The organism is Pantoea sp. BR_17, assembly GCF_041955125.1.
GTDB classification, from domain to species: domain Bacteria; phylum Pseudomonadota; class Gammaproteobacteria; order Enterobacterales; family Enterobacteriaceae; genus Pantoea; species Pantoea stewartii.
Window position 1 is genome coordinate 161,212 of record NZ_JAVAXT010000008.1, and the last position, 22,640, is coordinate 183,851.

Sequence of the window (22,640 nt, forward strand, 5' to 3'; positions counted from 1 at the left end):
GAATAATAGAAGTGAGGAATAACAGGAATGACTGCGATCAAGCGAGCTGCGAATTTTTGGATCTGCATCACATAATTGAGCAAAAATGAGCGATTACTCCAGGAATAATTGCGTCAGTCAGGGGGCAGAAAGCGCCCCCTTTTTATTGCTATCCTGACGCGCAGGCACGCGTCAGGATTGTGGCATTACGCCAGCAACGCTTTTGCTTTTGCGACAACGTTGTCGAGCGTGAAACCGAACACTTCGAACAGCTTCTCAGCAGGAGCCGACTCACCAAAGGTGGTCATCCCAACAATAGCCCCGTTCAGCCCGGTGTATTTAAACCAGTAATCGGCGATACCAGCCTCAATAGCGACGCGCGCCGCAACGGCTTTTGGCAGAACAGATTCACGGTATTCTTCGGACTGTTTATCGAAAGCATCGGTCGATGGCATAGACACCACGCGCACCTTGCGACCTTCTTCGGTAAGCTTCTGGTAAGCCGCGACGGCCAGTTCCACTTCGGAACCGGTGGCAATCAGAATCAGTTCTGGCGTGCCTGCGCTGTCTTTGAGGACATAACCACCGCGGGCCACGTTGGCCAGTTGTTCGGGTGTACGCTCCTGCTGTGCCAGGTTCTGACGCGAGAAGATCAGGGCGCTTGGGCCGTCTTTACGCTCAATGGCATATTTCCACGCCACGGCAGATTCAACCTGGTCACACGGACGCCACAGGCTCATGTTCGGCGTCGTGCGCAGGCTTGCCATCTGCTCAACAGGCTGGTGCGTCGGGCCATCTTCACCCAGACCGATTGAATCATGGGTATACACCATGATCTGACGGATCTTCATCAGCGCAGCCATACGTGCCGCGTTACGCGCATATTCCACGAACATCAGGAAGGTTGCGGTATAAGGCAGGAAACCGCCGTGCAGGGCCAGACCGTTAGCAATCGCGGTCATACCAAACTCACGCACACCATAATGGATGTAGTTACCCGCAGCATCTTCATTGATTGGCTTAGATCCCGACCAGATAGTCAGGTTACTGGGTGCCAGATCCGCTGAACCGCCCAGATATTCCGGCAGGATCTTACCAAACGCTTCAATCGCATTCTGCGAAGCTTTACGGCTGGCAATTTTCGCCGGGTTCGCCTGCAACTGCTCAATGAATTTTTGCGACTCTTGCTGCCAGTTAGCTGGCAGTTCGTTGCTCATGCGACGTTTGAATTCGGCAGCCAGTTCCGGGAAGGCTTTGGCGTAAGCGGCAAATTTTTCATTCCACGCGGCTTCTTTCGCCTTGCCCGCTTCTTTAGCATCCCACTCGGCATAAATCTCAGACGGGATAACAAATGGCGGATACTCCCAACCCAGTTGCTTACGGGTCAAGGCCACTTCGTCGTCACCCAGTGGCGCGCCATGTGAATCATGGGTGCCCGCTTTGTTTGGTGAACCGAAACCAATCACGGTTTTGCACATCAGCAGTGAAGGCTTATCGGTTACGGCTTTCGCTTCTTCGATGGCTTTCGCGATCGCATCCGCGTTATGCCCATCCACACCGCGCACCACATGCCAGCCATAGGCTTCAAAACGCTTAGCGGTGTCATCGGTAAACCAGCCGTCGATATGGCCATCAATTGAAATACCGTTATCGTCATAGAAGGCCACCAGCTTACCGAGCTTCAGCGTACCGGCCAGTGAGCAGACTTCGTGTGAGATGCCTTCCATCATGCAACCATCGCCCATAAACACCCAGGTGTTATGGTCTACGATGTCATGACCCGGACGGTTAAACTGCGCCGCTAATGTGCGCTCAGCAATGGCAAAACCCACGGCATTGGCAATGCCCTGGCCCAGCGGACCGGTGGTGGTTTCCACACCAACGGTGTAGCCGTACTCAGGGTGCCCCGGGGTTTTAGAGTGCAGCTGACGGAAGTTTTCCAGTTCGCTGATGGGCAAATCGTAACCGGTCAGATGCAGCAGGCTGTAGATCAGCATCGAACCGTGACCATTCGACAGCACAAAACGGTCGCGGTCAGCCCACAATGGGTTAGTTGGATTATGATTCAGGTAGCCACGCCATAACACTTCGGCGATATCCGCCATGCCCATAGGGGCACCCGGATGTCCCGATTTAGCTTTTTGCACTGCATCCATACTTAACGCGCGAATGGCATTGGCAAGATCTTTACGAGAGGGCATCTTCTACTCCATTTCGGATTAACGATTTGCGCCTTAACCTTTTGTAATTAATCAGTTATCGGGCAAAGCGAGGGGAAACTTTCACAACAATGTACATGAAAAACGGCCTAAAAGTAATGTCGTAAAACGCGAAATATGCCCGGCGCGTTTGGCTTTTCCGGTAATGTCTGCTAGCAAAACGGTTTACCGCCGACTATAACCAGTAAGTTCGATCACCAGCCACCGCGTCAGGTGATTGTTTTTTATCTTGTTACTATTGGGAAGATGGAATGAAAATTCAGAAAACGGTACTGGCTTTGGGGATGATCGCGCTGTTAAGCGGCTGCGAGGGGATGAATAACAACGGCCTGCTGCAGTCAGGTGCACAGGCTTTCCAGGCGTACACATTAAGCGATGCCCAGGTGAAGCAGTTGAGCGATCAATCCTGTGCCCAGATGGACAAAGACAATCAGGTCGCGCCGGCGAACAGCGAATACCAGCAACGTCTGAATAAAATCGCGGCCGCACTGGGCGACAACATTAACGGTACGCCGGCTAACTATAAGGTCTACCAGACCAAAGATGTGAATGCCTGGGCGATGGCCAACGGCTGTATTCGCGTTTACAGCGGCCTGATGGACATGATGAACGACAATGAAGTGGAGGCGGTGCTGGGGCACGAAATGGGTCACGTCGCGCTGGGCCATACACGTAAAGCGATGCAGGTTGCCTTTACCACGACCGCCGCGCGCACCGCTGCCGCGTCCGTAGGAGGCATCATTGGCTCGCTGTCGCAGTCACAACTGGGCGATATGGGCGAAAAACTGGTGAATGCGCAGTTCTCCCAGTCTCAGGAAACGCAGGCGGATGACTACTCTTACAATCTGCTTAAAAAACGGGGAATTGACCCTGTCGGATTAGCGACCAGCTTTGAAAAACTGGCGAAACTGGAACAGGGTCGCCAGAGCTCTATGTTCGATTCGCACCCTGATTCTGAAGCCCGCGCACAACACATTCGCGATCGTATCGCGGCAGACAGCAAGTAAGCCTGAATCAGCGGGATAACGCTGCGTTATCCCGCTGTGGCATTAGCCTTTGTTGGCGGCCTGAACGTGTAACATATCCAGTGCCAGCGTTGCGGCAGCCAGCGCGGTCAGATCGGCGTGATCATAGCCCGGGGCCACTTCCACCAGATCCATCCCGACAATATTCATGCCCTGCAAACCCCGAATCAACTTGGTCGCTTTGTCGGTCGTTAAACCACCGATCACTGGCGTACCGGTACCCGGCGCATGCGCAGGGTCCAGGCAGTCAATGTCAAAGGTAAGGTAAACCGGCAGATCGCCAACGGTGCGCTTAATTTCCGCCAGGATATCGTCCACGCTGCGGTCGTTAACCTGCGCCGCATCCAGCACGTTAAAGCCCAGGCTCTTATCGAACTCGGTACGGATACCGATCTGGACGGAGTGCTGCGGATCGATCAGGCCCTCTTTTGGCGCCGTAAAGAACATGGTGCCATGGTCAAACGTGGGGCCGTTAGAATAGGTATCGGTATGCGCGTCGAAGTGCACCAGCGCCATTTTACCGAAGTGCTTCGCGTGGGCACGCAGTAGCGGCAGCGTGACGTAGTGATCGCCGCCAAACGTCATCATACGTTTACCGTTAGCCAGCAGCTTCTCTGCGTGAGCCTGCAACTTGTCAGACAGGTCCTGAGAGTCGCCAAAGGCATAAACCAGATCGCCACAGTCGACGACATTCAGGCGCTGACGCAGGTCAAAATCCCACGGCCAGCGACAGCCTTCCCAGGCCAGATTCGTTGAAATCTGACGGATGGCACCAGGGCCAAGACGGCTGCCTGGACGGCCAGAGGTTGCTGCATCAAACGGAACGCCGGTGATCACCCACTCTGCGTCGCTGTCGTAAGGCTGAAAATTGACTGGAAAACGCATAAAACCAAAGGCGTTAGAAACCAGTGAATTGTCGTACTGATTACCGAGGGTATTGTACATAAGTCGTCCTCTGTTAATGTCTGAACCGGGCCGGGCCCGCACACCTTTCAGGTTGAGATAAAAAAAATCCCCTCCGCGTCGTTAGGCCCGACGAGGAAGGGATGTGTTGCCGCCGATTATCAACAATGTCCCGCCCGGCTGCAAGCGCTTCGCAGGGCGTTATTCGTCTTCTAAATACGTGTAGCCATACAGACCGCTTTCAAACTCCTGCAGGAACTGCTCACGCAGGTCTTCGTCCAGTTCAGAAGTCTGAATCTGTTTACGGAACAGCGTCATCAGCTCATTGGGGTCCAGCTGCACATACTGCAACATGTCGGCCACGGTATCGCCTTCATCGGAAAGCTGTACTTCCACTTCGCCATCCTGGAATGCGAAGACATCCACCGCTTCGGTATCACCAAACAGGTTGTGCATGTTGCCCAGAATTTCCTGGTACGCGCCGACCATAAAGAAGCCCAGCATCGGTGGGTTCTCCACATCATATTCCGGCATCGGCATGGTCGTCGCGATGCCGTCGCCATCCACGTAATGATCGATGGTGCCATCGGAGTCACAGGTAATATCCAGCAGCACGGCCCGACGTTCGGGCTTTTTATTCAGGCCTTCCAGTGGCAGCACCGGGAACAGCTGATCGATGCCCCACGCGTCCGGCATCGACTGGAACAGCGAGAAGTTCACATAGATCTTATCCGCCATGCGCTCCTGCAGCTCATCAATAATCGGGCGATGTGCGCGGTTGCTGGGATCCAGATGCTGCTGAATATAATGGCAAATGCTCAGGTACAGCTGTTCAGCCCAGGCGCGCTGCTTAAGGCTGTAAATGCCTGACGAATAGCCGGTGTGAATATCAAACAGGTCCATCTGGCTGTCGTGCAGCCATTCACGCAGAGAGCGGCGCGTATTCGGCTCGTGCATCTCCTGCCAGGTTTCCCACATGCTCAGGATAGGACGTGGCGCATCATCGATATCGGGCGCTTCAGGTTTGCTGAATTCGTTCCGCTCAACACCAATGATGTTAGAGACCAGCACCGTATGGTGCGCCGTTACGGCGCGACCGGACTCGGTGATGACGGTAGGATGTTCAAGTCCGTGTTCGTCGCAGGCGGCACCGATGGCCCAGATAACATTATTAGCGTATTCATTCAGCCCGTAGTTTACCGAGCAGTCAGACTGTGAACGCGTCCCTTCATAATCCACGCCCAGGCCGCCGCCGACGTCGAAGCACTTAATGTTGACGCCCAGCTTCGCCAGCTCCACGTAAAAACGTGCCGACTCGCGCACGCCGGTGGCGATATCGCGAATATTCGCCATCTGAGAGCCAAGGTGGAAGTGCAGCAGTTGCAGGCTGTCAATGCGTCCGGCTTCGCGCATGATTTCAACCAGCTTCAGCACCTGCGTGGCAGACAGGCCAAATTTGGATTTCTCGCCACCGCTCGACTGCCATTTACCGGAACCTTGCGACGCCAGACGCGCACGAATGCCGAGGCGCGGCACCACATTCAGGCGTTCCGCTTCTTCCAGCACCAGGCGCACTTCGGTCATCTTCTCCAGAACCAGATAAACCTTGTGCCCCATTTTTTCGCCGATCAGCGCCAGACGAATGTATTCACGATCTTTATAACCGTTACAGACAATCACTGAGCGGGTGTGGCCGGCATGCGCCAGCACCGCCATCAGTTCCGCTTTTGATCCGGCTTCAAGGCCCAACGGCTCACCGGAGTTCACCAGCGATTCAATCACGCGTTTGTGCTGGTTAACCTTGATGGGATAAACCAGGAAGTAGTCACCGGTATAGCCATAGGATTCACGCGCGCGTTTGAACGCGGCGTTGATTGAGCGCAGGCGGTGCTGAAGGATCTGCGGAAAACAGAACAACGCCGGCAGACGCTGCCCTTGCGCCTCACGTTCTTTCACCAGTTTTGCCAGATCAACGCGCACGTCCGGGCGATCCGGGTCGGGACAGACACTAATATGACCCAGTTCATTCACGTCATAATAGTTATTGCCCCACCAGGCAATGTTATAGGTCCGCAGCATCAGGCTGGCGTCCTGATCGTTCATCGCCACCTCCTGCATAGAGCGGAGAGCACCTTGTTCGCCAGCTGACGAACCCTTGATATTCTTCATGCCGTCAGACATCACGAACCTCAATTTTCCGTTGAAAGATAATACTGTAATCCGACTCAACAGCCGGATGTAGGGAAATTCGTTGCCACATATTACGTCATGCTCTGTCAGCGTCACGCGCCCAGATAATCCCCTTGCATGACCTAAGTGTAAAACACTCCGCCACGACAGGGGAAAAAAGGGCCGCGAATAATTCACACCACGTCGGTCGGGCCACTTGCCCACGTTGACGTGTCAGAGGTTAGCCAGCGCTTGTGTCGGGATAATTACCGAAGCGAATAAAAGGGTGGCAGGAAAGAAATAAAGACGGGAAACAGGATAACGCTGACGCAAAGCCAGCACGCAAAGAAGCCGTGAAGGAGAAGATAAGGCTCATGACGTGTATCACCTCCGCACATGACGCCGTCATGTGGCAAACCATCAGGGTGAAAGCCAGACAGTGGTCTGACGGGCGCGACGCGATAGCGCGTCATCCTTTTTCTGCTGCAAACGCAGCGGCGTTTTATACAATTTGCGCCTGAAAAATGCAAAGAGATTATTCGCTTAATGCTGGCCCTGCCCGCAGCATTATTCACTACTCAGCACCAGGCCGGCAGTGCATCAGAAAAAAGGGCTGGTAATTCGCTCATCTCGTAACCTAAAATAGACGTCCAGATGGTTTTCCATCTAAACAGGTTAATATCCAGGCGGTGTTGGCCTGGCGTGCTGACACTACCTGACTGCTCTCGGCTTTGCCTTAAGGGGCGTTAAGTCAGCTAACACTCACTTGCGCTACGCAGTCGAACTCAAACCATTGGTAAGGTAAAGAACATAATGGCTAAACATCTTTTTACATCCGAGTCCGTATCAGAAGGACATCCTGATAAAATCGCTGACCAGATTTCCGATGCGGTGCTTGATGCGATCCTGGAGCAGGATCCTAAAGCGCGCGTGGCCTGCGAAACGTACGTAAAGACCGGTATGGTTCTGGTCGGCGGCGAAATCACGACCAGCGCCTGGGTTGATATCGAAGAAATCACCCGTAATACCGTACGTGAAATCGGCTATGTTCATTCCGATATGGGCTTTGATGCCAATTCCTGCGCCGTGTTAAGCGCCATCGGTAAACAATCTCAGGACATCAACCAGGGCGTTGACCGCAGCGATCCGCTGGAACAGGGCGCAGGCGATCAGGGCCTGATGTTCGGCTACGCGACCAACGAAACCGACGTGCTGATGCCCGCCCCGGTAACCTATGCGCATCGTCTGGTTCAGCGTCAGGCTGAAGTCCGCAAAAATGGCACGCTGCCATGGCTGCGCCCGGATGCGAAAAGCCAGGTCACTTTCCAGTATGACAATGGCAAGATTGTAGGCATCGACGCGGTCGTGCTCTCGACTCAGCACAGCGAAGCCATCAGCCAGAACGATCTGCAGGAAGCGGTGATGGAAGAAATCATCAAGCCGGTACTGCCTTCTGAGTGGCTGAACGCGTCCACCAAATACCACATCAACCCAACCGGCCGTTTTGTTATCGGCGGTCCAATGGGTGACTGTGGCCTGACCGGTCGTAAAATCATTGTCGATACCTACGGCGGGATGGCGCGTCACGGTGGCGGCGCATTCTCAGGTAAAGATCCCTCAAAAGTTGACCGCTCCGCGGCGTACGCTGCGCGCTATGTTGCCAAAAATATCGTGGCGGCTGGCCTGGCCGATCGGTGTGAGATTCAGGTTTCCTACGCCATCGGCGTGGCAGAGCCGACATCTATCATGGTGGAAACCTTTGGTACCGAGAAAGTCTCTACTGAACAGCTGACGCTGCTGGTCCGTGAATTCTTTGACCTGCGTCCATACGGTCTGATTCAGATGCTGGATCTGCTGCACCCAATCTATAAAGAAACGGCTGCTTACGGTCACTTTGGCCGCGAACATTTCCCATGGGAAAAAACCGACAAAGCGGCACAGCTGCGCGAGGCCGCTGGCCTGTAAGCATCGTTGAGTAAGTGCACCTGAAAGCCCTGCCCGATGGCGGGGCTTTTTTATGGGCTTTATCCCGCATTCGTCCTCCGCTTTTTTCCTGCGGCACATTTTTTTAACTCAACTACACTTTCTTTCAGTTTGTACCCTGCCCTTGTGTTAACGATTACAATTTGAAACGCTTTAAATATCGGCTATTTAGGAATTTATCGCCGTAGTTATTCTTTTAAAAATGCGTTATTTTCAGCGTCATCTGATAGGCGTTAATCAGGACATTGTCAGAAACTTCGAGGGTACTATACCTCACTGGTTACTTGACCTTTCTGGGTTGTAAATGCTGGATTTCAGGGTTTCAGCATGTGTAAGCGATTACATCAATGTGATCGGGCTCACTTTTAACCCAGATAAGGTTTTTTAACATCGATAACAACAATGATGGATAATTTGGAGGCAACCATGCCTGGCAACTCACATAAAAGCAGAACCTCAAATAAGGCAATGACCTTATTTGTCTGCTTTCTGGCAGCGCTCGCAGGCCTGCTCTTTGGGCTGGATATCGGCGTTATCGCAGGTGCCCTGCCCTTTATCGCTAAGGACTTTAATGTTACTGCCCACCAACAGGAGTGGATTGTCAGCTCCATGATGTTTGGTGCAGCCATTGGTGCTATCGGCAGCGGCTGGATGTCATCACGTCTGGGCCGTAAAAAAAGCCTGATGGCCGGTGCGATTCTGTTTGTCATTGGATCACTCTGGTCAGCGATGGCACCTAATCCAGAAATGTTGATCTGCGCGCGCGTCCTGTTAGGTCTCGCCGTGGGTGTCGCCTCGTATACCGCGCCACTTTACCTTTCTGAAATCGCACCAGAGAAAATCCGCGGCAGCATGATCTCGCTGTACCAGCTGATGATTACCATCGGTATTCTGGGTGCGTATCTCTCCGATACCGCATTTAGCTTTACCGGAAACTGGCGCTGGATGCTGGGCGTGATCACGATCCCTGCCATTCTGCTGCTGATTGGTGTGTTCTTCCTGCCGAACAGCCCGCGCTGGCTGGCGGCGAAAGGCAACTTCCGCGACGCACAGCGTGTTCTGGATCGTCTGCGTGACACCAGTGAACAGGCAAAACGCGAACTGGATGAGATCCGCGAAAGCCTGAAAGTGAAGCAGTCTGGCTGGGGTCTGTTTACCAATAACGCCAACTTCCGCCGCGCGGTCTTCCTCGGCATTCTGCTTCAGGTGATGCAGCAGTTCACCGGGATGAACGTCATCATGTATTACGCGCCGAAAATCTTTGAGATCGCCGGTTTTGCGAATACGACTCAGCAGATGTGGGGAACGGTTATTGTCGGTCTGGTTAACGTACTGGCCACCTTCATCGCCATTGGCCTGGTGGATCGCTGGGGCCGTAAGCCTACACTGATTCTGGGCTTCCTGGTCATGGCTGCCGGTATGGGCATCCTGGGCACTATGCTGCACATGGGCATCCATACACCAGGCGCGCAGTACTTCGCCATTGGTATGCTGCTGATGTTTATCGTGGGCTTCGCCATGTCAGCCGGTCCGTTGATTTGGGTACTGTGTTCCGAAATTCAGCCGCTGAAAGGGCGTGATTTTGGTATCACGGTTTCAACCACCACCAACTGGATTGCCAATATGATCGTTGGCGCAACCTTCCTGACCATGCTGAACACGCTGGGTAATGCACCGACCTTCTGGGTTTACGCGCTGCTGAACGTGTTCTTTATTGTGCTCACCGTTATGCTCATTCCGGAGACCAAAAACGTGTCGCTGGAGCATATTGAACGTAACCTGATGGCGGGTAAAAAACTGCGCGATATCGGCCAGTAAATTCCTTCGCGCCCGCGTCCGTGAAAGCCAGTCAGTGTAAACTGACTGGCTTTTTTTAACCCTTTACCCACGCCAACAGCTCAGCGTATTCACGCTAAAACCCTGCCACGCCTGGCTTGCGCCGCCCCGCTTCGCTTTTCTTTCGTTAAAGTCGAAAAAATATACGCCGATAAATGACCTGACGTTTCCCTTATAAAAATCCGTTTTCAGACTTTATTTTCATCAGGAAATCCAATGAACAACCCCAGCGTAAAAAAGACAATGAGCACCCGGGCTCAGATGCTGCTGGCAGGGGGAATGACGATTGTCGTGGGCTTTGCAGCGACCATCGGATTGCTCAGCTGGCAGTCTTCAAAAGCGCAAAAATCTCTGGCCGCTGACTACCTGCAACAAATTGCTGCCAGCCATGCCGGACAAATTCAACAGGAACTGACGCATGCCCTGGACGCGGCACAAAACCTGGGGCAAAGCCTTGCCGCGCTGCCTGCGGCCGGCGTGACCGATCGCAACGTTGCCCATAAGCTCATGGAATATGCCCTGCAGAAAAATCCTGACTTTGTATCGATGACCGTGGTGTTCGAACCCAACGCCTTCGACGGTCGTGACAGTGCCTTCGCCGGCCAGCAGGGAATGCCACCCGAGGGGCGCTATGCCTGGTATATTGATCGGGATAAAGACGGGCATTTTAAAATGAATCCGGCGCTGGATTTTTTACAACCCGGTGCGGGCAATTACTATCTGCTGCCGAAAGAAACGCGAAAAGACACGCTGATTGAACCCTACAGCTTCGCCTATGATGGCGCGAAACCCGAGTGGTTAACCTCAGTCGCCACGCCTGTCATGGTGAACGATAAGCTGAAACTGGTCGTCAGCTCGGATATTCTGCTGTCATCTATCCAGAAAAAAATCAACCAGATCAAACCCTGGCAAGGCACCGGTTACGCGCTGCTGATTTCGAACAGCGGTAACGTGATTTCCTCCCCCGATACAAGTGAAGCGGGCAAGAAATGGCCGGGGAACGTAAACAGCACCAGTACCAACGTGACGGAGCAATACGATCCGGTGCTCAAAGAACAGGCCATGTATACGTGGTATCCCGTGCGCGTTGGGAAGAGTGATAAACCCTGGTATGTCGGGATCGTGGCGCCCGTCAGTCAGGTGATGGCGGCCGCTGACCGCCAGCTGTACGGGGCAATCGGGCTGATGATCATCAGCATCCTGTCGGTGGGAGCCGTACTGGGGCTGCTGTTCAGTCGCAAAGTGATGCGCCCGCTGGGTGGTGAACCGGCAGAGGCTGCGCGTATCGCGCTGGCTGTGGCTGAGGGGCGGTTAAACAACAGCATTGGCGTTACGCCCAACGATAGCCGTAGTCTGTTCTACGCGTTGAGTACCATGCAGTCACAGCTTAGGACGATGGTCGGCCAAATCAAAGATGCCAGCCTCTCTGTCCAGCAGGGCGCGGGCGAAATCGCCAGCGCCAACCTGAACCTGTCCTCCCGAACTGAGGAGCAGGCTGCCGCCCTGGAGGAAACTGCGGCCAGCATGGAACAGATTAGCGCGGCCATTCGTATGAACGCTGACAACGCACAACAGGCGACAGGACTGACGGAAAACGCCACCCGTATCGCTAACCGTGGCGAAACGCTGGTGGATCAGGTCGTGACGACCATGGCGAAGATCGATGAAAGCTCGCAGAAAATTGGTGATATCACCACGCTGATTAACAGCATTGCTTTCCAGACCAATATTCTGGCGCTTAACGCCGCCGTTGAAGCGGCACGTGCAGGGGAACAGGGACGCGGATTTGCCGTGGTGGCCTCAGAAGTGCGTAACCTGGCGCAGCGCACCACCAGTGCCGTAAAGGACATCGCCGCCCTGATTGAAGAGTCAGCGCTGCGCGTCGAGAATGGCGTTGTGCTGGTCAATGATGCGGGCAAAACCATGCATGAAATGACAAATGCCGTTTCATCCGTGCAGCGCATCATCGGTGAAATTGTTGCCGCATCCGATGAACAGGCGCGCGGTATCGCTCAGGTCACCCTTGCCGTTAATGAAATGGACGGCACGACTCAGCAAAATGCGGCACTGGTTCAGCAGATGTCGGCGGCCTCCAGTTCACTTGAGGATCAGGCCCGCCAGCTGGCACAAACCGTCGCGCAGTTCCATTAAGCCGTGGCGATGTCCGTCGTGACAGACGGGCATCGCCATCTTTGCCCCGCGTATTCATATTGAGTTCCGCCTCTGCGGCGCTTATGCTGAGCGCCATGAAAACACCTCGTCTTCCGATTGCCCTGCAACAAGCCGTTATGCGCGCCCTGCGTGATGCTCTTGAGCGCGCTAATCGCACGCTTGAACGCACCTACCCTGAGCCCACGCTGGTTTATCAGCAACGGGGCACCGCCGCCGGTACCGCCTGGCTGGAAAAATGGGAGATTCGCCTCAATCCTGTGCTGCTGCTGGAGAACCAACAGGCGTTTATTGATGAAGTCGTCCCTCACGAACTGGCCCATTTGCTGGTGTGGAAGACCTTTGGTCGCGTGGCACCGCACGGGAAAGAGTGGAAGTGGATGATGGAAACCGTCCTCGGTGTTCCGGCCCAGCGTACCCACCGTTTTGAAGTCGCGTCCGTCCGTAGTCGCACCTTTGCCTACCGCTGTCAGTGTCAGCAGCACCACCTTACCGTACGGCGTCATAATCGCGTGATTCGCGGCGAAAGCGAATACCGCTGTGTCCATTGCGGCAACGTATTAAAAGCCGGCCTTTTCCTTCCATCCTGACCGGATTCTCATTCCGCCTGCCCCCGCATTCTGGTACCCTGCCGCCCTTTTTAGGATCAAGGTGATAACTGGAATATGTCTCGCAAAATAATCATGACCGCCGCGCTGCTGCTGGCCTCCTTTCATGCCACCGCGCTTAACCTGAATAATTACCATCAGAATAATTTTCAGCAGGCAAAAGCTTATGCGGCCGAGATTAACGCCGATGCACCGGGCAGTTTTTATTGCGGCTGCAAAATGACCTGGCACGGTAAAAAGGGCGAACCTGATCTGAGCAGTTGCGGTTATCAACCGCGTAAAAATGCCAACCGTGCCGCGCGCATCGAGTGGGAGCACGTGATGCCTGCCTGGGAGTTCGGTCATCAACGTCAGTGCTGGCAGAATGGTGGACGCAAAAACTGCAGTAAAGATGCCGACTATCGCCATATGGAGACCGATCTGCACAATCTGCAACCGGCAATAGGTGAAGTAAACGGCGACCGGGGTAACTTTGCTTACAGCCAGTGGAACGGGACAGAGAAGCAATATGGTCAGTGCAGCATGCACATTGATTTTAAAAACAAACAGGCAGAGCCACCAGAACGGGCCCGCGGTGCCATCGCGCGCACCTACTTCTATATGCGCGATCAATATCATCTGCGCTTGTCGCGCCAGCAAACCCAGCTATTTACGGCCTGGGACAAGCTCTATCCGGTCAGCCAGTGGGAATGCGAGCGAGACCAACGTATCGCACGGGTACAGGGGAATCACAATCCTTATGTGCTCGAAGCTTGCAAGCGTTAAAATCCCTGCCCTAAACTAACTGTCTTTACGGCCTCGCCGCGTGGATCGCGCGGCGTTTTGCTCTCAGGTACTTTATGCGCATACCTCGCATTTTTCACTCACAGCCGCTGCATGTTGGCAGTGAGATTACACTGGATGACGATGCCTCTAACCATGTTGGTCGCGTATTACGCATGACCAGTGGACAGCATCTGGAACTGTTTGATGGCAGTAATCTGACTTTCGCAGCAGAAATCACGCAAGTTGATAAAAAACGTGTAAAAGTATCCATCACAACGAGTCAGACAGACGATCGTGAATCGCCCCTTTATCTCCATCTCGGTCAGGTGATGTCGCGTGGCGAAAAAATGGAATTTACCATCCAGAAATCAATCGAACTGGGCGTTAATGTCATCACGCCGCTGTTTTCTGAGCGCTGTGGTGTCAAACTGGACGCCGAACGTCTGGCGAAAAAAATTCAGCAATGGCAAAAGATTGCGATTGCCGCCTGTGAACAGTGTGGCCGTAACCGGGTACCGGAAATCCGTCCGGCGATGACGCTGGAAGCCTGGTGCAGTGAAGCGGAAAGTGGGTTAAAACTGAATCTGCATCCGCGCGCCAGCCACAGTATTAACACCTTGCCCCAACCGGTCGAGCGCGTCAGGTTGCTGATTGGCCCGGAAGGTGGGCTGTCCGCTGAAGAAATTGCCATGACGGCACAGCATGGATTTACGGATATTTTGCTTGGCCCACGCGTTTTACGCACCGAAACCACCGCGCTGACGGCCATTACGGCACTTCAGGTGAGGTTTGGCGACCTGGGTTAAGCGATACTTTTAGCACGTTCAGGTCATGCAGCCTCACCGCCAGCCTGAAAGATCAGCCCCTTTTGCCCGAACGGAACGAGACGGTTAGTGCCGCCTCCTTCAGGAGAGAATAATGATTAAGCTTGGCATCGTGATGGACCCGATCGCATCCATCAACATTAAGAAAGACTCCAGCTTTGCAATGCTGCTGGAAGCCCAGCGCCGGGGCTACGAAATTCACTATATGGAGATGAACGATCTCTCCCTGCGCGGCGGCGTGGCCTTTGCCCGCACGCGCCTGCTCAGCGTGGAACAGAATGCCGCGAGCTGGTACCAGTTTGGCAGCGAACAGCAGATCAAACTGGCCGATCTTGATGTCGTCCTGATGCGCAAAGACCCACCGTTCGATACCGAATTCATCTACTGCACCTACATTCTGGAACGTGCCGAAGAACAGGGCACGCTGATCGTTAACAAGCCGCAAAGCCTGCGCGACTGCAATGAAAAACTCTATACCGCCTGGTTTGCCGAATTTACGCCGGATACGCTGGTGACCCGTTCGAAGCAGCAACTCCGTGCATTCTGGCAGGAGCATGGCGATGTGATTATGAAGCCGCTGGACGGCATGGGTGGCGCATCCATCTTTCGCGTGAAGCAGGATGACCCAAACTTTGGCGTAATCGCCGAAACGCTGACAGAGCATGAAAGCCGCTACTGCATGGCGCAAAATTATCTGCCAGCGATCAAAGAGGGCGACAAACGCGTACTGGTCGTCGATGGCGAACCCGTTCCCTATTGCCTGGCGCGTATCCCCCAAGGCGGTGAAACCCGTGGTAACCTGGCCGCCGGTGGACGCGGTGAAGCGCGCCCGCTGAGCGAAAGTGACTGGGCGATCGCCCGCAAAGTCGGACCCACGCTTAAAGCCAAAGGCTTGATTTTTGTCGGACTCGATATTATTGGTGATAGACTGACAGAAGTTAACGTGACCAGCCCAACATGCATTCGTGAAATCGAGGCCGCTTTCCCTGTGTCCATCACCGGTATGCTGATGGATGCCATTGAGAAGCGTCTGGGCTCAGCATAACGCTGGGACCATGCTCCGTGATCAACCCAACACCGGTGCTGACTTTACGCACCGGTTATCTTTGGTAAAGCATGTGAGAATGAATTTACAGCATCACTTTTTGATTGCCATGCCAGCGTTGCAGGATCCCTTTTTCAAACGTTCTGTGGTCTACATTTGCGAGCACAACGAAGAAGGGGCAATGGGGCTGATTATTAACAAGCCTATGGAAAACCTGACGGTTGAAGGCATTTTGAAAAAGCTCAAGATTGCCGAGGAAAACCGCGATCCGGCAATCAACCTGGATAAGCCGGTATTCAGCGGCGGCCCGCTGGCAGAAGATCGCGGATTTATCCTGCACTCTGCCCAGCGCACGTTTACCTCCAGCATTCGTGTCTCAGACAACACGGTGATCACGACATCACGCGATGTCCTGGAAGCCATAGGTACCGCCGATCAGCCCGACCATGTTCTGGTGGCGCTGGGCTATTGTGCCTGGGAAAAAGATCAGCTTGAAAATGAGCTGATGGAAAACGCCTGGCTGACCACACCCGCAAACAGCAATATTCTGTTTCAGACGCCCATCGCTGAGCGCTGGCGCGAAGCGGCGCGAAGCATCGGGGTGGATATTCACAATATGGCCAGCGATGCAGGTCACGCCTGATGACACACCAAACCTTGTTAGGCTTCGACTTCGGCACCAAAAGCATTGGCGTTGCCGTCGGGCAGCAGCTGACGGGCAGCGCTCGTCCCTTAAGTGCCCTCAAAGCACAGGACGGTACGCCTGACTGGCTGCAAATCGAAAAGTTGCTGAAAGAGTGGCAGCCTGATTTTGTGGTGGTGGGATTGCCGCTTAATATGGACGGCAGCGAACAGCCACTGACCACGCGTGCGCGCAAGTTTGCCAACCGCTTACACGGGCGTTTCGGCATTCGCGTGGAGCTGCAGGACGAACGCCTCAGTACCGTTGAAGCCCGTGCGGGCCTGTTTGAGCGTGGCGGTTACCGTGCGCTGAACAAAGGGTCGGTCGATTCACAGTCAGCGGCCATTATCCTGCAGGACTGGTTCGACACTCACTAGCGAATGACCCCTTCAGCCTGACGGGCTGCGCGGCTCTGTTCGAATGTCTGCATCCCGGCCCGAGCGCCGGTTTGCAGAAGCGCCGGAATCTGATGCATTTTGCCTTCCCGAATCAGATTGACCACGGCACTGGTCGCCATCAACACTTCAAACAGCCCGGTCCTCTTCTCATCACAGGCTGGCACCAGTTGCTGCGCGATCACTGCGTTGAGGCTGCTTGCCAGTTGGGTGCGCACCAGATTTTTTTCCTCCGCAGGAAACACATCCACCAGCCTGTCTACCGCCTGCACCGCACCGCGCGTGTGCAGCGTGGCCAGCACCAGATGACCGGTTTCTGCGGCCGTGAGCGCCTGACGAATGGTATCGCTGTCGCGCAGTTCCCCCAGCATAATCACGTCAGGATCTTCCCTGAGTGCGGCTTTCAGGCCCTGGCTGAAACTCCGGCAATGCATACCGACTTCACGCTGTTGAATCAGAGATTGCTGACTGTGATGGATAAACTCAATCGGGTCCTCCAGGGTCAGGATATGGCGGGCCTGCTGCCGGTTAATCGCATCCACCATTGCCGCGAGGGTGGTCGACTTACCGCTCCCCGTCGCCCCGGTGATTAATATCAGTCCGTCCCGTTTGTTCAGTAACGCCTGCACCCCTTCCGGTACACGCAGATCGGTCAGCGTCGGGCATTCGCTGGCGATGGTGCGTAGCGCCAGAGACAGCCCGTTACGCTGCATAAACAGGTTGGCGCGCAGGCGCTGTCCCGCCGCCAGGGTCAACGCGAAATCCAGTTGCCCTTCCCGCTTAAGTTGCTGCTGCTGTTCGCTGTCCAGCCACACCGACGTAAACTGCGCCATCCAGTCAGGTGACAGCGCAGACCGATCGGGCAGCGGCTCCAGCCTGCCCTGACGCCGCCAGTACGGCAAATGTCCGCTACAAAGGTGCAGATCGGCAGCGTTATGCTTTACACTAAGCGCCACGATTTCATCCAGATTCATTGTGTTCTCCCGACTATGACTTCAATCCAGCACAACCTACAGCAAGTCCGCCAGCGAATCGCCGCTGCTGCAACGCGTTGCGGCCGGGCTCCCGAAGAAATTACGCTACTTGCAGTGAGCAAAACGAAACCTGCGAGCGCAGTCGAAGAAGCGGCGGCGGCGGGTCAGCTCGCGTTCGGGGAAAATTACGTTCAGGAAGGGGTTGAAAAGGTTCAGGCGCTGACCTCACATCCCAATCTGATATGGCACTTCATTGGCCCGCTGCAGTCCAATAAAAGCCGACTGGTGGCAGAACACTTTGCCTGGTGCCACACCCTTGATCGTCTGAAGATTGCACAGCGGCTTAACGATCAGCGGCCTGAACATCTGGCACCGCTCAATGTGCTGATTCAGGTAAATATCAGTGACGAAAACAGCAAATCTGGCATCATGCTGGAGGCCGTCGACGAACTGGCGCAGGCTATTGCCGCGATGCCGCGTTTGCGTTTGCGCGGGCTGATGGCGATTCCGGCACCCGAACAGGATTATCAGAAACAGCTGGCGGTATGCCAGCAAATGGCTGATGCATTTCACCAGTTAAAACAGCACTATAGTGATGTTGATACGCTGTCGATGGGAATGAGTGATGATATGGAGGCGGCGATTGCCGCAGGCAGCACCCTGGTGCGCATTGGCACCGCAATATTTGGCGCACGTGATTACACACAGCCTTCACAACAATAATTGAGGAACTTCATGTTAACAATGACGTTTTTGGTAAAAACGCTAATCGATCTCTACGTCATGGTGCTGTTGCTGCGCATCTGGATGCAGTGGTCACGTTGCGATTTTTATAATCCGCTTGCCCAGTTTGTCGTGAAGATCACTCAGCCGATTGTAAAACCGTTGCGTCGCATTCTGCCTGCGCTGGGTCCGATTGATACGGCTTCTCTGCTGCTGGCGTTTGTGCTCACTACGCTGAAATATCCGCTTCTGCTGCTGATTCAGGTCGGCGTGTTCTCTGTCGATCCCGCTAACTTGTTGGTCGGCCTGCTGTCGCTACTGAAATCCGCCGGTTATCTGGTGTTCTGGGTCATTATTATCCGTTCCCTGATGAGCTGGATCAGCCAGGGCCGCGGTCCGATGGACTATGTGCTGATTCAGCTGACCGAGCCGTTAATGGCGCCGATTCGCCGCATTCTGCCCGCGATGGGCGGCATCGACTTCTCCGCCATGATCGTCATTCTGGTGCTGTATGCCCTGAATTTCCTCGGCATGGACCTGTTCCCGGGTCTCTGGTATTTGCTGTAAATGAACCAAACTGGAACTGTTATGCAAAAAGTTGTTCTTGCCACCGGTAATCCCGGCAAAGTCCGTGAACTGGCGGATCTGCTCTCCGCCTTTGGTCTGGATATCGTGGCGCAAACCGACCTCGGCGTTGAATCCGCCGAGGAGACCGGCCTGACCTTTATTGAAAACGCCATCCTGAAAGCGCGCCATGCCGCGCAGGTGACCGGGCTGCCCGCTATCGCAGATGACTCCGGGCTGGCCGTCAACGCGCTGGGCGGCGCACCGGGCATTTATTCGGCCCGCTATGCCGGTGACGACGCCAGTGACCAACAGAACCTGGAAAAGCTGCTTCAGGCGCTGGAAAGCACCCCGGACGGACAGCGTCAGGCCCAGTTCCACTGCGTGCTGGTGTATTTACGTCACGCTGCCGATCCGACGCCGCTGGTGTTTCACGGCGCCTGGGACGGCGAAATCACCCGCACCCCAGCCGGTGAAGGCGGCTTCGGCTACGACCCGGTGTTTTACATTCCGGCATTGGGTAAAACCGCCGCCGAACTGACAAAAGCAGAGAAAGGAAAAGTCTCTCATCGAGGTAAAGCATTGACGCTGTTACTGGAAGCGATGCGTAATGCCTGATTTACCCCCGCTGAGTTTATATATCCATATTCCCTGGTGCGTCCAGAAATGCCCTTACTGCGATTTTAATTCTCACGCGTTAAAAGATGAGGTGCCGCATATTGAGTATGTGCAGCACCTGCTGCGCGATCTTGAAAACGATCTGCCGCTGATTCACGGACGTGACGTGCGCACGATATTTATCGGTGGCGGAACGCCAAGCCTGTTAAGCAGTAGCGCGATGCAGATGCTGATGGATGGCGTACGCGCGCGCCTGACGCTGGCAGAAGGGGCGGAGATTACGATGGAGGCGAATCCAGGCACGGTGGAAGCCGACCGTTTCAGCGCCTATCAGCGCGCCGGGATTAACCGTATCTCCATTGGGGTACAAAGCTTTAGCCCGCAGAAGCTGGAACGTCTCGGTCGCATCCATGGTCCCGAGGAAGCGAAGCGCGCCGCGGCGCTGGCGCAGGGCCTGAACCTGCGCAGCTTTAACCTCGATCTGATGCACGGTTTGCCCGACCAGTCACTGACGGAAGCGCTGGACGATTTGCGTCAGGCGATCGCGCTTAATCCTCCGCATTTGTCCTGGTATCAGCTGACCATCGAACCGAATACGTTGTTTGGCTCACGTCCGCCTAAATTGCCCGACGACGATGCGTTGTGGGACATCTTTGAGCAGGGACATCAGTTGCTGACCGCTGCCGGTTATGAGCAATATGAAACATCGGCCTATGCCAAACCGGGATACCGCTGTGAGCACAACCTGAATTACTGGCGTTTTGGCGATTATCTTGGGATTGGCTGTGGTGCCCATGGCAAGCTGACCCAACCCGATGGCCGTATTGTTCGCACGGTCAAAGTGCGCCATCCGCGGGGTTTTATGAAGGGCAACTATCTCGATAAACAGTACGAGGTAGCAGACAGTGACAAGCCGTTCGAGTTCTTTATGAACCGTTTCCGGTTGCTGGAGCCTGCGCCACGCGCGGACTTCAGCCGCTATACCGGGCTGAATGAAGCGCTGATTCGTCCACAGCTCGATCAGGCTATTGCCGCAGGCTACATCACTGAAACAGCGGACATCTGGCAAATTACCGAGAAGGGCAAACTGTTTCTGAACTCGCTACTGGAACTGTTCCTGGCCGACGAGTAACGCGCTTCGGGTTCGGCGTGCAAACTGCGGCTGTATGAAGGAGGCCGAATCCTTATCCGCGCTCAGTATTCTGTCTCAGTTGCAACAACCGGGTATTGATGATGGCAATGTTCACCTCGCAGGGCATGCCATCATCCAGATAAACCGTCTCATTAATCTCCAACGCCGCCTCATTCGCACTAAAATTCAGCAGTCTGAGTTGCTCACTGTCGGTCACGTTAATCGCATTAAGCTGCTGGTCGCGGCGCTGAATCTTTTTGCCGGTGATTTGTTCAATGTAAGAGTATTTCGAGATTTCCAGCCGGCCAAACTCCATGCTGCTGAACAGGCTGACAGGCAGGTGGATATATTCCAGCGCCACGGGAATATCGTCAAAGCACATCAGTCGAAGAATTTTGTATATCTGATCGCTGTTTCTGATACGTAACGCCTGCGCCATCTCCGGTCCGGGCACCTTGATGATGCTGGCAGTGAGCACCTTCCTGACCGCTTTATGGCCTTTTTTATGAGCCTGATAATCGAAGGGCGAAAGCGCATGGAACCGGCCGGCGTGATTGCTCTTGCCGATAGAACCGACAAACAGTCCCGACCCCTTCACGCGATAAATACGCTGCTGCTCAATCAGAATACGGGTTGCTTCCCGTACCGTCGCCCGGGTGATACCGATGTTCTTTGCTATCGCAATTTCGGTATCCAGCTTGTCGCCCGGCAGCAGTCCGTCCTGCATGATCTTGGTCAGAATATAGTCGACAACCTCTTTTTGTTTCTCTGTTATGCCATCGAACATCACGCTGTTCCCGAATAGTAAGCCCGTGCCTGCGGTGCGCCGCCGCATCGCCTGTATGCCTGATTTCCGTCACTGCCTATGAGTGAGACAGGAACCAGTGTGATCCAGCTAACGATTTTGCACTCCAGTGTCGCCTGTCCAGCCGGAATTGATTCTTGCATATTGTATCTGTACAGGTCGAGGTGCATCATCAAGATGACTAGACACGTTAAACATGTCTATACGTATAAATAAATTTGTGCAACAGGCAATTGTCAGAACTGACGCCTGCTTTAGCAATAAAAGTCATTACTAATCAAAAAACTGGTTTTGACTTTTTATCTACCCTGACGTGTGTGGAAGAAAATCAGGAAAAACAAACAGGTTGACCGCCTGAAAAAGGCAAAAAGCTGACTGTACATCTTGCAATGACAAGCAGCCTGCCTGCTGGCCCAACTTTTTTATCCAGGACACCGTATGGCAAATCTTACCCAATGGCTGAATGCTGAAAAAATTCAATACATTGAGCGCGTTTCCGACTGGAAAGAGGCGATTCAGGTCACCGGTAATCCTCTCTGCCGTGAAGGCGCTATTTCGCAGGATTACATTGACACCATCGTCCGGCTCAAAGAAGAGACCGGCCCCTACTTCGTGATCGCCCCCCGAATTGCGATGCCACATGCGCGTCCTGAACAGGGCGCGAAGAAACTGGGCTTGTCCGTCGTGAAACTGGCAACCCCTGTCAACTTTGATGCTGATGAAAACGATCCTGTCGACATCCTTTTTATGTTCTCGGCCCCTGACAGCAACAGCCATATCGAGATGATTTCGCAGCTGGCTGAAGTGCTGACAGACGAGGACATCATGCAACGCGTTTATCACGCACAAAGCCAGCAGGAACTGTGCACGGTTCTGCTGGCAGACGACCTTATCAGTTAACAATTTCAAATAAGAAGAGGTAGTTATGAAAATTATGGCAGTGTGTGGTTCAGGCCTGGGAAGCAGCTTCATGATGGAAATGAACATCAAAAAAGTGCTTAAAGCGATTGATATGACGGCGGAGGTCGAACATGCCGACCTCGGCTCGGTGACGCCGGACGTCGCAGATGTATTCGTGATGGCAAAAGACATTGCCTACAGCGCTAATCTGCCCCCGGAAAAAGTCATTATCATCAACAACATCATCGACCTGAAAGAAGTTGAGCAGAAAATTCGCGACTACTTCAACAAATAACACCGTTATCCCCTTTGATAAGAACAC

At 54.1% G+C, this 22,640-nt stretch carries 21 protein-coding genes; 16 read left to right on the plus strand and 5 right to left on the minus strand.

Features of this window, described 5'->3' with window-relative positions:
• Positions 1-185: 185 nt before the first annotated feature.
• Positions 186-2,180: a transketolase gene (gene tkt, locus RAC60_RS14120; RefSeq protein ID WP_054633204.1), complete on the minus strand. Its 1,995-nt coding sequence runs from the start codon at positions 2,178-2,180 to the stop codon at positions 186-188.
• A 269-nt stretch (positions 2,181-2,449) separates the two neighbouring features.
• On the opposite strand from tkt, the gene RAC60_RS14125 reads away from it, so the two are divergent.
• Positions 2,450-3,205, plus strand: coding sequence for a M48 family metallopeptidase (locus RAC60_RS14125; protein ID WP_039339286.1), 756 nt, complete (start codon positions 2,450-2,452; stop codon positions 3,203-3,205).
• Between the two features lie 42 nt (positions 3,206-3,247).
• Here the strand turns inward: RAC60_RS14125 and speB are convergent, their stop codons facing one another.
• Both speB and speA read right to left on the minus strand, forming a co-directional pair.
• Positions 3,248-4,168: an agmatinase gene (gene speB / locus RAC60_RS14130; protein ID WP_033739645.1), complete on the minus strand. Its 921-nt coding sequence runs from the start codon at positions 4,166-4,168 to the stop codon at positions 3,248-3,250.
• Positions 4,169-4,327: 159 nt separating this feature from the next.
• Positions 4,328-6,307: a biosynthetic arginine decarboxylase gene (gene speA, locus RAC60_RS14135; protein WP_033739647.1), complete on the minus strand. Its 1,980-nt coding sequence runs from the start codon at positions 6,305-6,307 to the stop codon at positions 4,328-4,330.
• Between the two features lie 801 nt (positions 6,308-7,108).
• Between speA and metK the strand changes: the two genes are divergently transcribed.
• The 9 genes from metK to ruvX all read left to right on the plus strand — a co-directional run bounded on the left by metK (position 7,109) and on the right by ruvX (position 16,584).
• Entirely contained in the window at positions 7,109-8,260 is a 1,152-nt protein-coding gene (gene metK, locus RAC60_RS14140; RefSeq protein WP_006120844.1) for a methionine adenosyltransferase, read from the plus strand.
• Positions 8,261-8,704: 444 nt separating this feature from the next.
• A complete protein-coding gene (locus RAC60_RS14145; protein WP_006120845.1) occupies positions 8,705-10,096 on the plus strand; it encodes a sugar porter family MFS transporter in 1,392 nt (463 codons plus the stop codon).
• Positions 10,097-10,330: 234 nt separating this feature from the next.
• Positions 10,331-12,265 (plus strand): methyl-accepting chemotaxis protein, encoded by a 1,935-nt coding sequence (locus RAC60_RS14150; protein WP_058702219.1) that lies wholly within the window; start codon positions 10,331-10,333, stop codon positions 12,263-12,265.
• 95 nt (positions 12,266-12,360) lie between these two features.
• Positions 12,361-12,873 (plus strand): SprT family zinc-dependent metalloprotease, encoded by a 513-nt coding sequence (locus RAC60_RS14155; RefSeq protein WP_110268430.1) that lies wholly within the window; start codon positions 12,361-12,363, stop codon positions 12,871-12,873.
• 75 nt (positions 12,874-12,948) lie between these two features.
• Entirely contained in the window at positions 12,949-13,656 is a 708-nt protein-coding gene (gene endA, locus RAC60_RS14160; RefSeq protein WP_058702220.1) for a deoxyribonuclease I, read from the plus strand.
• 74 nt (positions 13,657-13,730) lie between these two features.
• Entirely contained in the window at positions 13,731-14,462 is a 732-nt protein-coding gene (gene rsmE, locus RAC60_RS14165; protein WP_006120849.1) for a 16S rRNA (uracil(1498)-N(3))-methyltransferase, read from the plus strand.
• 112 nt (positions 14,463-14,574) lie between these two features.
• Positions 14,575-15,525, plus strand: a complete 951-nt coding sequence (gene gshB / locus RAC60_RS14170; protein ID WP_033739652.1) for a glutathione synthase — start codon at positions 14,575-14,577, stop codon at positions 15,523-15,525.
• A gap of 79 nt (positions 15,526-15,604) precedes the next feature.
• The gene (locus RAC60_RS14175; RefSeq protein ID WP_033739653.1) at positions 15,605-16,168 is read left to right on the plus strand and encodes a YqgE/AlgH family protein; all 564 of its coding nucleotides are present in this window, start codon (positions 15,605-15,607) and stop codon (positions 16,166-16,168) included.
• Positions 16,168-16,584: a Holliday junction resolvase RuvX gene (gene ruvX, locus RAC60_RS14180; RefSeq protein WP_058702221.1), complete on the plus strand. Its 417-nt coding sequence runs from the start codon at positions 16,168-16,170 to the stop codon at positions 16,582-16,584. Before RAC60_RS14175 ends, ruvX begins: the two co-directional genes overlap by 1 nt.
• Here the strand turns inward: ruvX and RAC60_RS14185 are convergent.
• Positions 16,581-17,576 carry a type IV pilus twitching motility protein PilT gene (locus RAC60_RS14185; RefSeq protein WP_058702222.1) on the minus strand — a complete coding sequence of 332 codons (996 nt, stop codon included), beginning with the start codon at positions 17,574-17,576 and terminating at the stop codon, positions 16,581-16,583. The two genes, ruvX and RAC60_RS14185, sit on opposite strands and share 4 nt — an antisense overlap.
• A 15-nt stretch (positions 17,577-17,591) precedes the next feature.
• Between RAC60_RS14185 and RAC60_RS14190 the strand changes: the two genes are divergently transcribed.
• From RAC60_RS14190 to hemW, 4 genes are read left to right on the plus strand one after another with little or no spacing between them, the layout of a single operon-like run.
• Complete coding sequence (locus tag RAC60_RS14190; RefSeq protein ID WP_039339277.1) at positions 17,592-18,299, plus strand: YggS family pyridoxal phosphate-dependent enzyme; 708 nt, start codon at positions 17,592-17,594, stop codon at positions 18,297-18,299.
• Between the two features lie 12 nt (positions 18,300-18,311).
• A complete protein-coding gene (locus RAC60_RS14195) occupies positions 18,312-18,866 on the plus strand; it encodes a YggT family protein (protein WP_006120855.1) in 555 nt (184 codons plus the stop codon).
• Between the two features lie 21 nt (positions 18,867-18,887).
• On the plus strand, positions 18,888-19,481 hold the full coding sequence (locus tag RAC60_RS14200; RefSeq protein WP_006120856.1) for an XTP/dITP diphosphatase: 594 nt from the start codon (positions 18,888-18,890) through the stop codon (positions 19,479-19,481).
• The gene (gene hemW, locus RAC60_RS14205; RefSeq protein ID WP_033739660.1) at positions 19,474-20,613 is read left to right on the plus strand and encodes a radical SAM family heme chaperone HemW; all 1,140 of its coding nucleotides are present in this window, start codon (positions 19,474-19,476) and stop codon (positions 20,611-20,613) included. Before RAC60_RS14200 ends, hemW begins: the two co-directional genes overlap by 8 nt.
• A 52-nt stretch (positions 20,614-20,665) precedes the next feature.
• Here hemW and RAC60_RS14210 read toward each other — a convergent pair whose 3' ends face one another.
• Positions 20,666-21,400 carry a GntR family transcriptional regulator gene (locus RAC60_RS14210; protein WP_039339294.1) on the minus strand — a complete coding sequence of 245 codons (735 nt, stop codon included), beginning with the start codon at positions 21,398-21,400 and terminating at the stop codon, positions 20,666-20,668.
• Positions 21,401-21,856: 456 nt separating this feature from the next.
• Between RAC60_RS14210 and RAC60_RS14215 the strand changes: the two genes are divergently transcribed.
• Both RAC60_RS14215 and RAC60_RS14220 read left to right on the plus strand, forming a co-directional pair.
• A complete protein-coding gene (locus RAC60_RS14215) occupies positions 21,857-22,318 on the plus strand; it encodes a PTS sugar transporter subunit IIA (protein WP_054633250.1) in 462 nt (153 codons plus the stop codon).
• Between the two features lie 25 nt (positions 22,319-22,343).
• Positions 22,344-22,613 (plus strand): PTS sugar transporter subunit IIB, encoded by a 270-nt coding sequence (locus RAC60_RS14220; RefSeq protein WP_006120860.1) that lies wholly within the window; start codon positions 22,344-22,346, stop codon positions 22,611-22,613.
• Positions 22,614-22,640 lie beyond the last annotated feature (27 nt).

Excerpts from the sequence above, each read along its gene's own strand:
- tkt (WP_054633204.1), bottom strand. The coding sequence starts at position 2,180 with ATGCCCTCTCGTAAAGATCTTGCCAATGCCATTCGCGCGTTAAGTATG.
- RAC60_RS14125 (WP_039339286.1), top strand. The coding sequence starts at position 2,450 with ATGAAAATTCAGAAAACGGTACTGGCTTTGGGGATGATCGCGCTGTTA.
- speB (WP_033739645.1), bottom strand. The coding sequence starts at position 4,168 with ATGTACAATACCCTCGGTAATCAGTACGACAATTCACTGGTTTCTAAC.
- speA (WP_033739647.1), bottom strand. The coding sequence starts at position 6,307 with ATGTCTGACGGCATGAAGAATATCAAGGGTTCGTCAGCTGGCGAACAA.
- metK (WP_006120844.1), top strand. The coding sequence starts at position 7,109 with ATGGCTAAACATCTTTTTACATCCGAGTCCGTATCAGAAGGACATCCT.
- RAC60_RS14145 (WP_006120845.1), top strand. The coding sequence starts at position 8,705 with ATGCCTGGCAACTCACATAAAAGCAGAACCTCAAATAAGGCAATGACC.
- RAC60_RS14150 (WP_058702219.1), top strand. The coding sequence starts at position 10,331 with ATGAACAACCCCAGCGTAAAAAAGACAATGAGCACCCGGGCTCAGATG.
- RAC60_RS14155 (WP_110268430.1), top strand. The coding sequence starts at position 12,361 with ATGAAAACACCTCGTCTTCCGATTGCCCTGCAACAAGCCGTTATGCGC.
- endA (WP_058702220.1), top strand. The coding sequence starts at position 12,949 with ATGTCTCGCAAAATAATCATGACCGCCGCGCTGCTGCTGGCCTCCTTT.
- rsmE (WP_006120849.1), top strand. The coding sequence starts at position 13,731 with ATGCGCATACCTCGCATTTTTCACTCACAGCCGCTGCATGTTGGCAGT.
- gshB (WP_033739652.1), top strand. The coding sequence starts at position 14,575 with ATGATTAAGCTTGGCATCGTGATGGACCCGATCGCATCCATCAACATT.
- RAC60_RS14175 (WP_033739653.1), top strand. The coding sequence starts at position 15,605 with ATGAATTTACAGCATCACTTTTTGATTGCCATGCCAGCGTTGCAGGAT.
- ruvX (WP_058702221.1), top strand. The coding sequence starts at position 16,168 with ATGACACACCAAACCTTGTTAGGCTTCGACTTCGGCACCAAAAGCATT.
- RAC60_RS14185 (WP_058702222.1), bottom strand. The coding sequence starts at position 17,576 with ATGAATCTGGATGAAATCGTGGCGCTTAGTGTAAAGCATAACGCTGCC.
- RAC60_RS14190 (WP_039339277.1), top strand. The coding sequence starts at position 17,592 with ATGACTTCAATCCAGCACAACCTACAGCAAGTCCGCCAGCGAATCGCC.
- RAC60_RS14195 (WP_006120855.1), top strand. The coding sequence starts at position 18,312 with ATGTTAACAATGACGTTTTTGGTAAAAACGCTAATCGATCTCTACGTC.
- RAC60_RS14200 (WP_006120856.1), top strand. The coding sequence starts at position 18,888 with ATGCAAAAAGTTGTTCTTGCCACCGGTAATCCCGGCAAAGTCCGTGAA.
- hemW (WP_033739660.1), top strand. The coding sequence starts at position 19,474 with ATGCCTGATTTACCCCCGCTGAGTTTATATATCCATATTCCCTGGTGC.
- RAC60_RS14210 (WP_039339294.1), bottom strand. The coding sequence starts at position 21,400 with ATGTTCGATGGCATAACAGAGAAACAAAAAGAGGTTGTCGACTATATT.
- RAC60_RS14215 (WP_054633250.1), top strand. The coding sequence starts at position 21,857 with ATGGCAAATCTTACCCAATGGCTGAATGCTGAAAAAATTCAATACATT.
- RAC60_RS14220 (WP_006120860.1), top strand. The coding sequence starts at position 22,344 with ATGAAAATTATGGCAGTGTGTGGTTCAGGCCTGGGAAGCAGCTTCATG.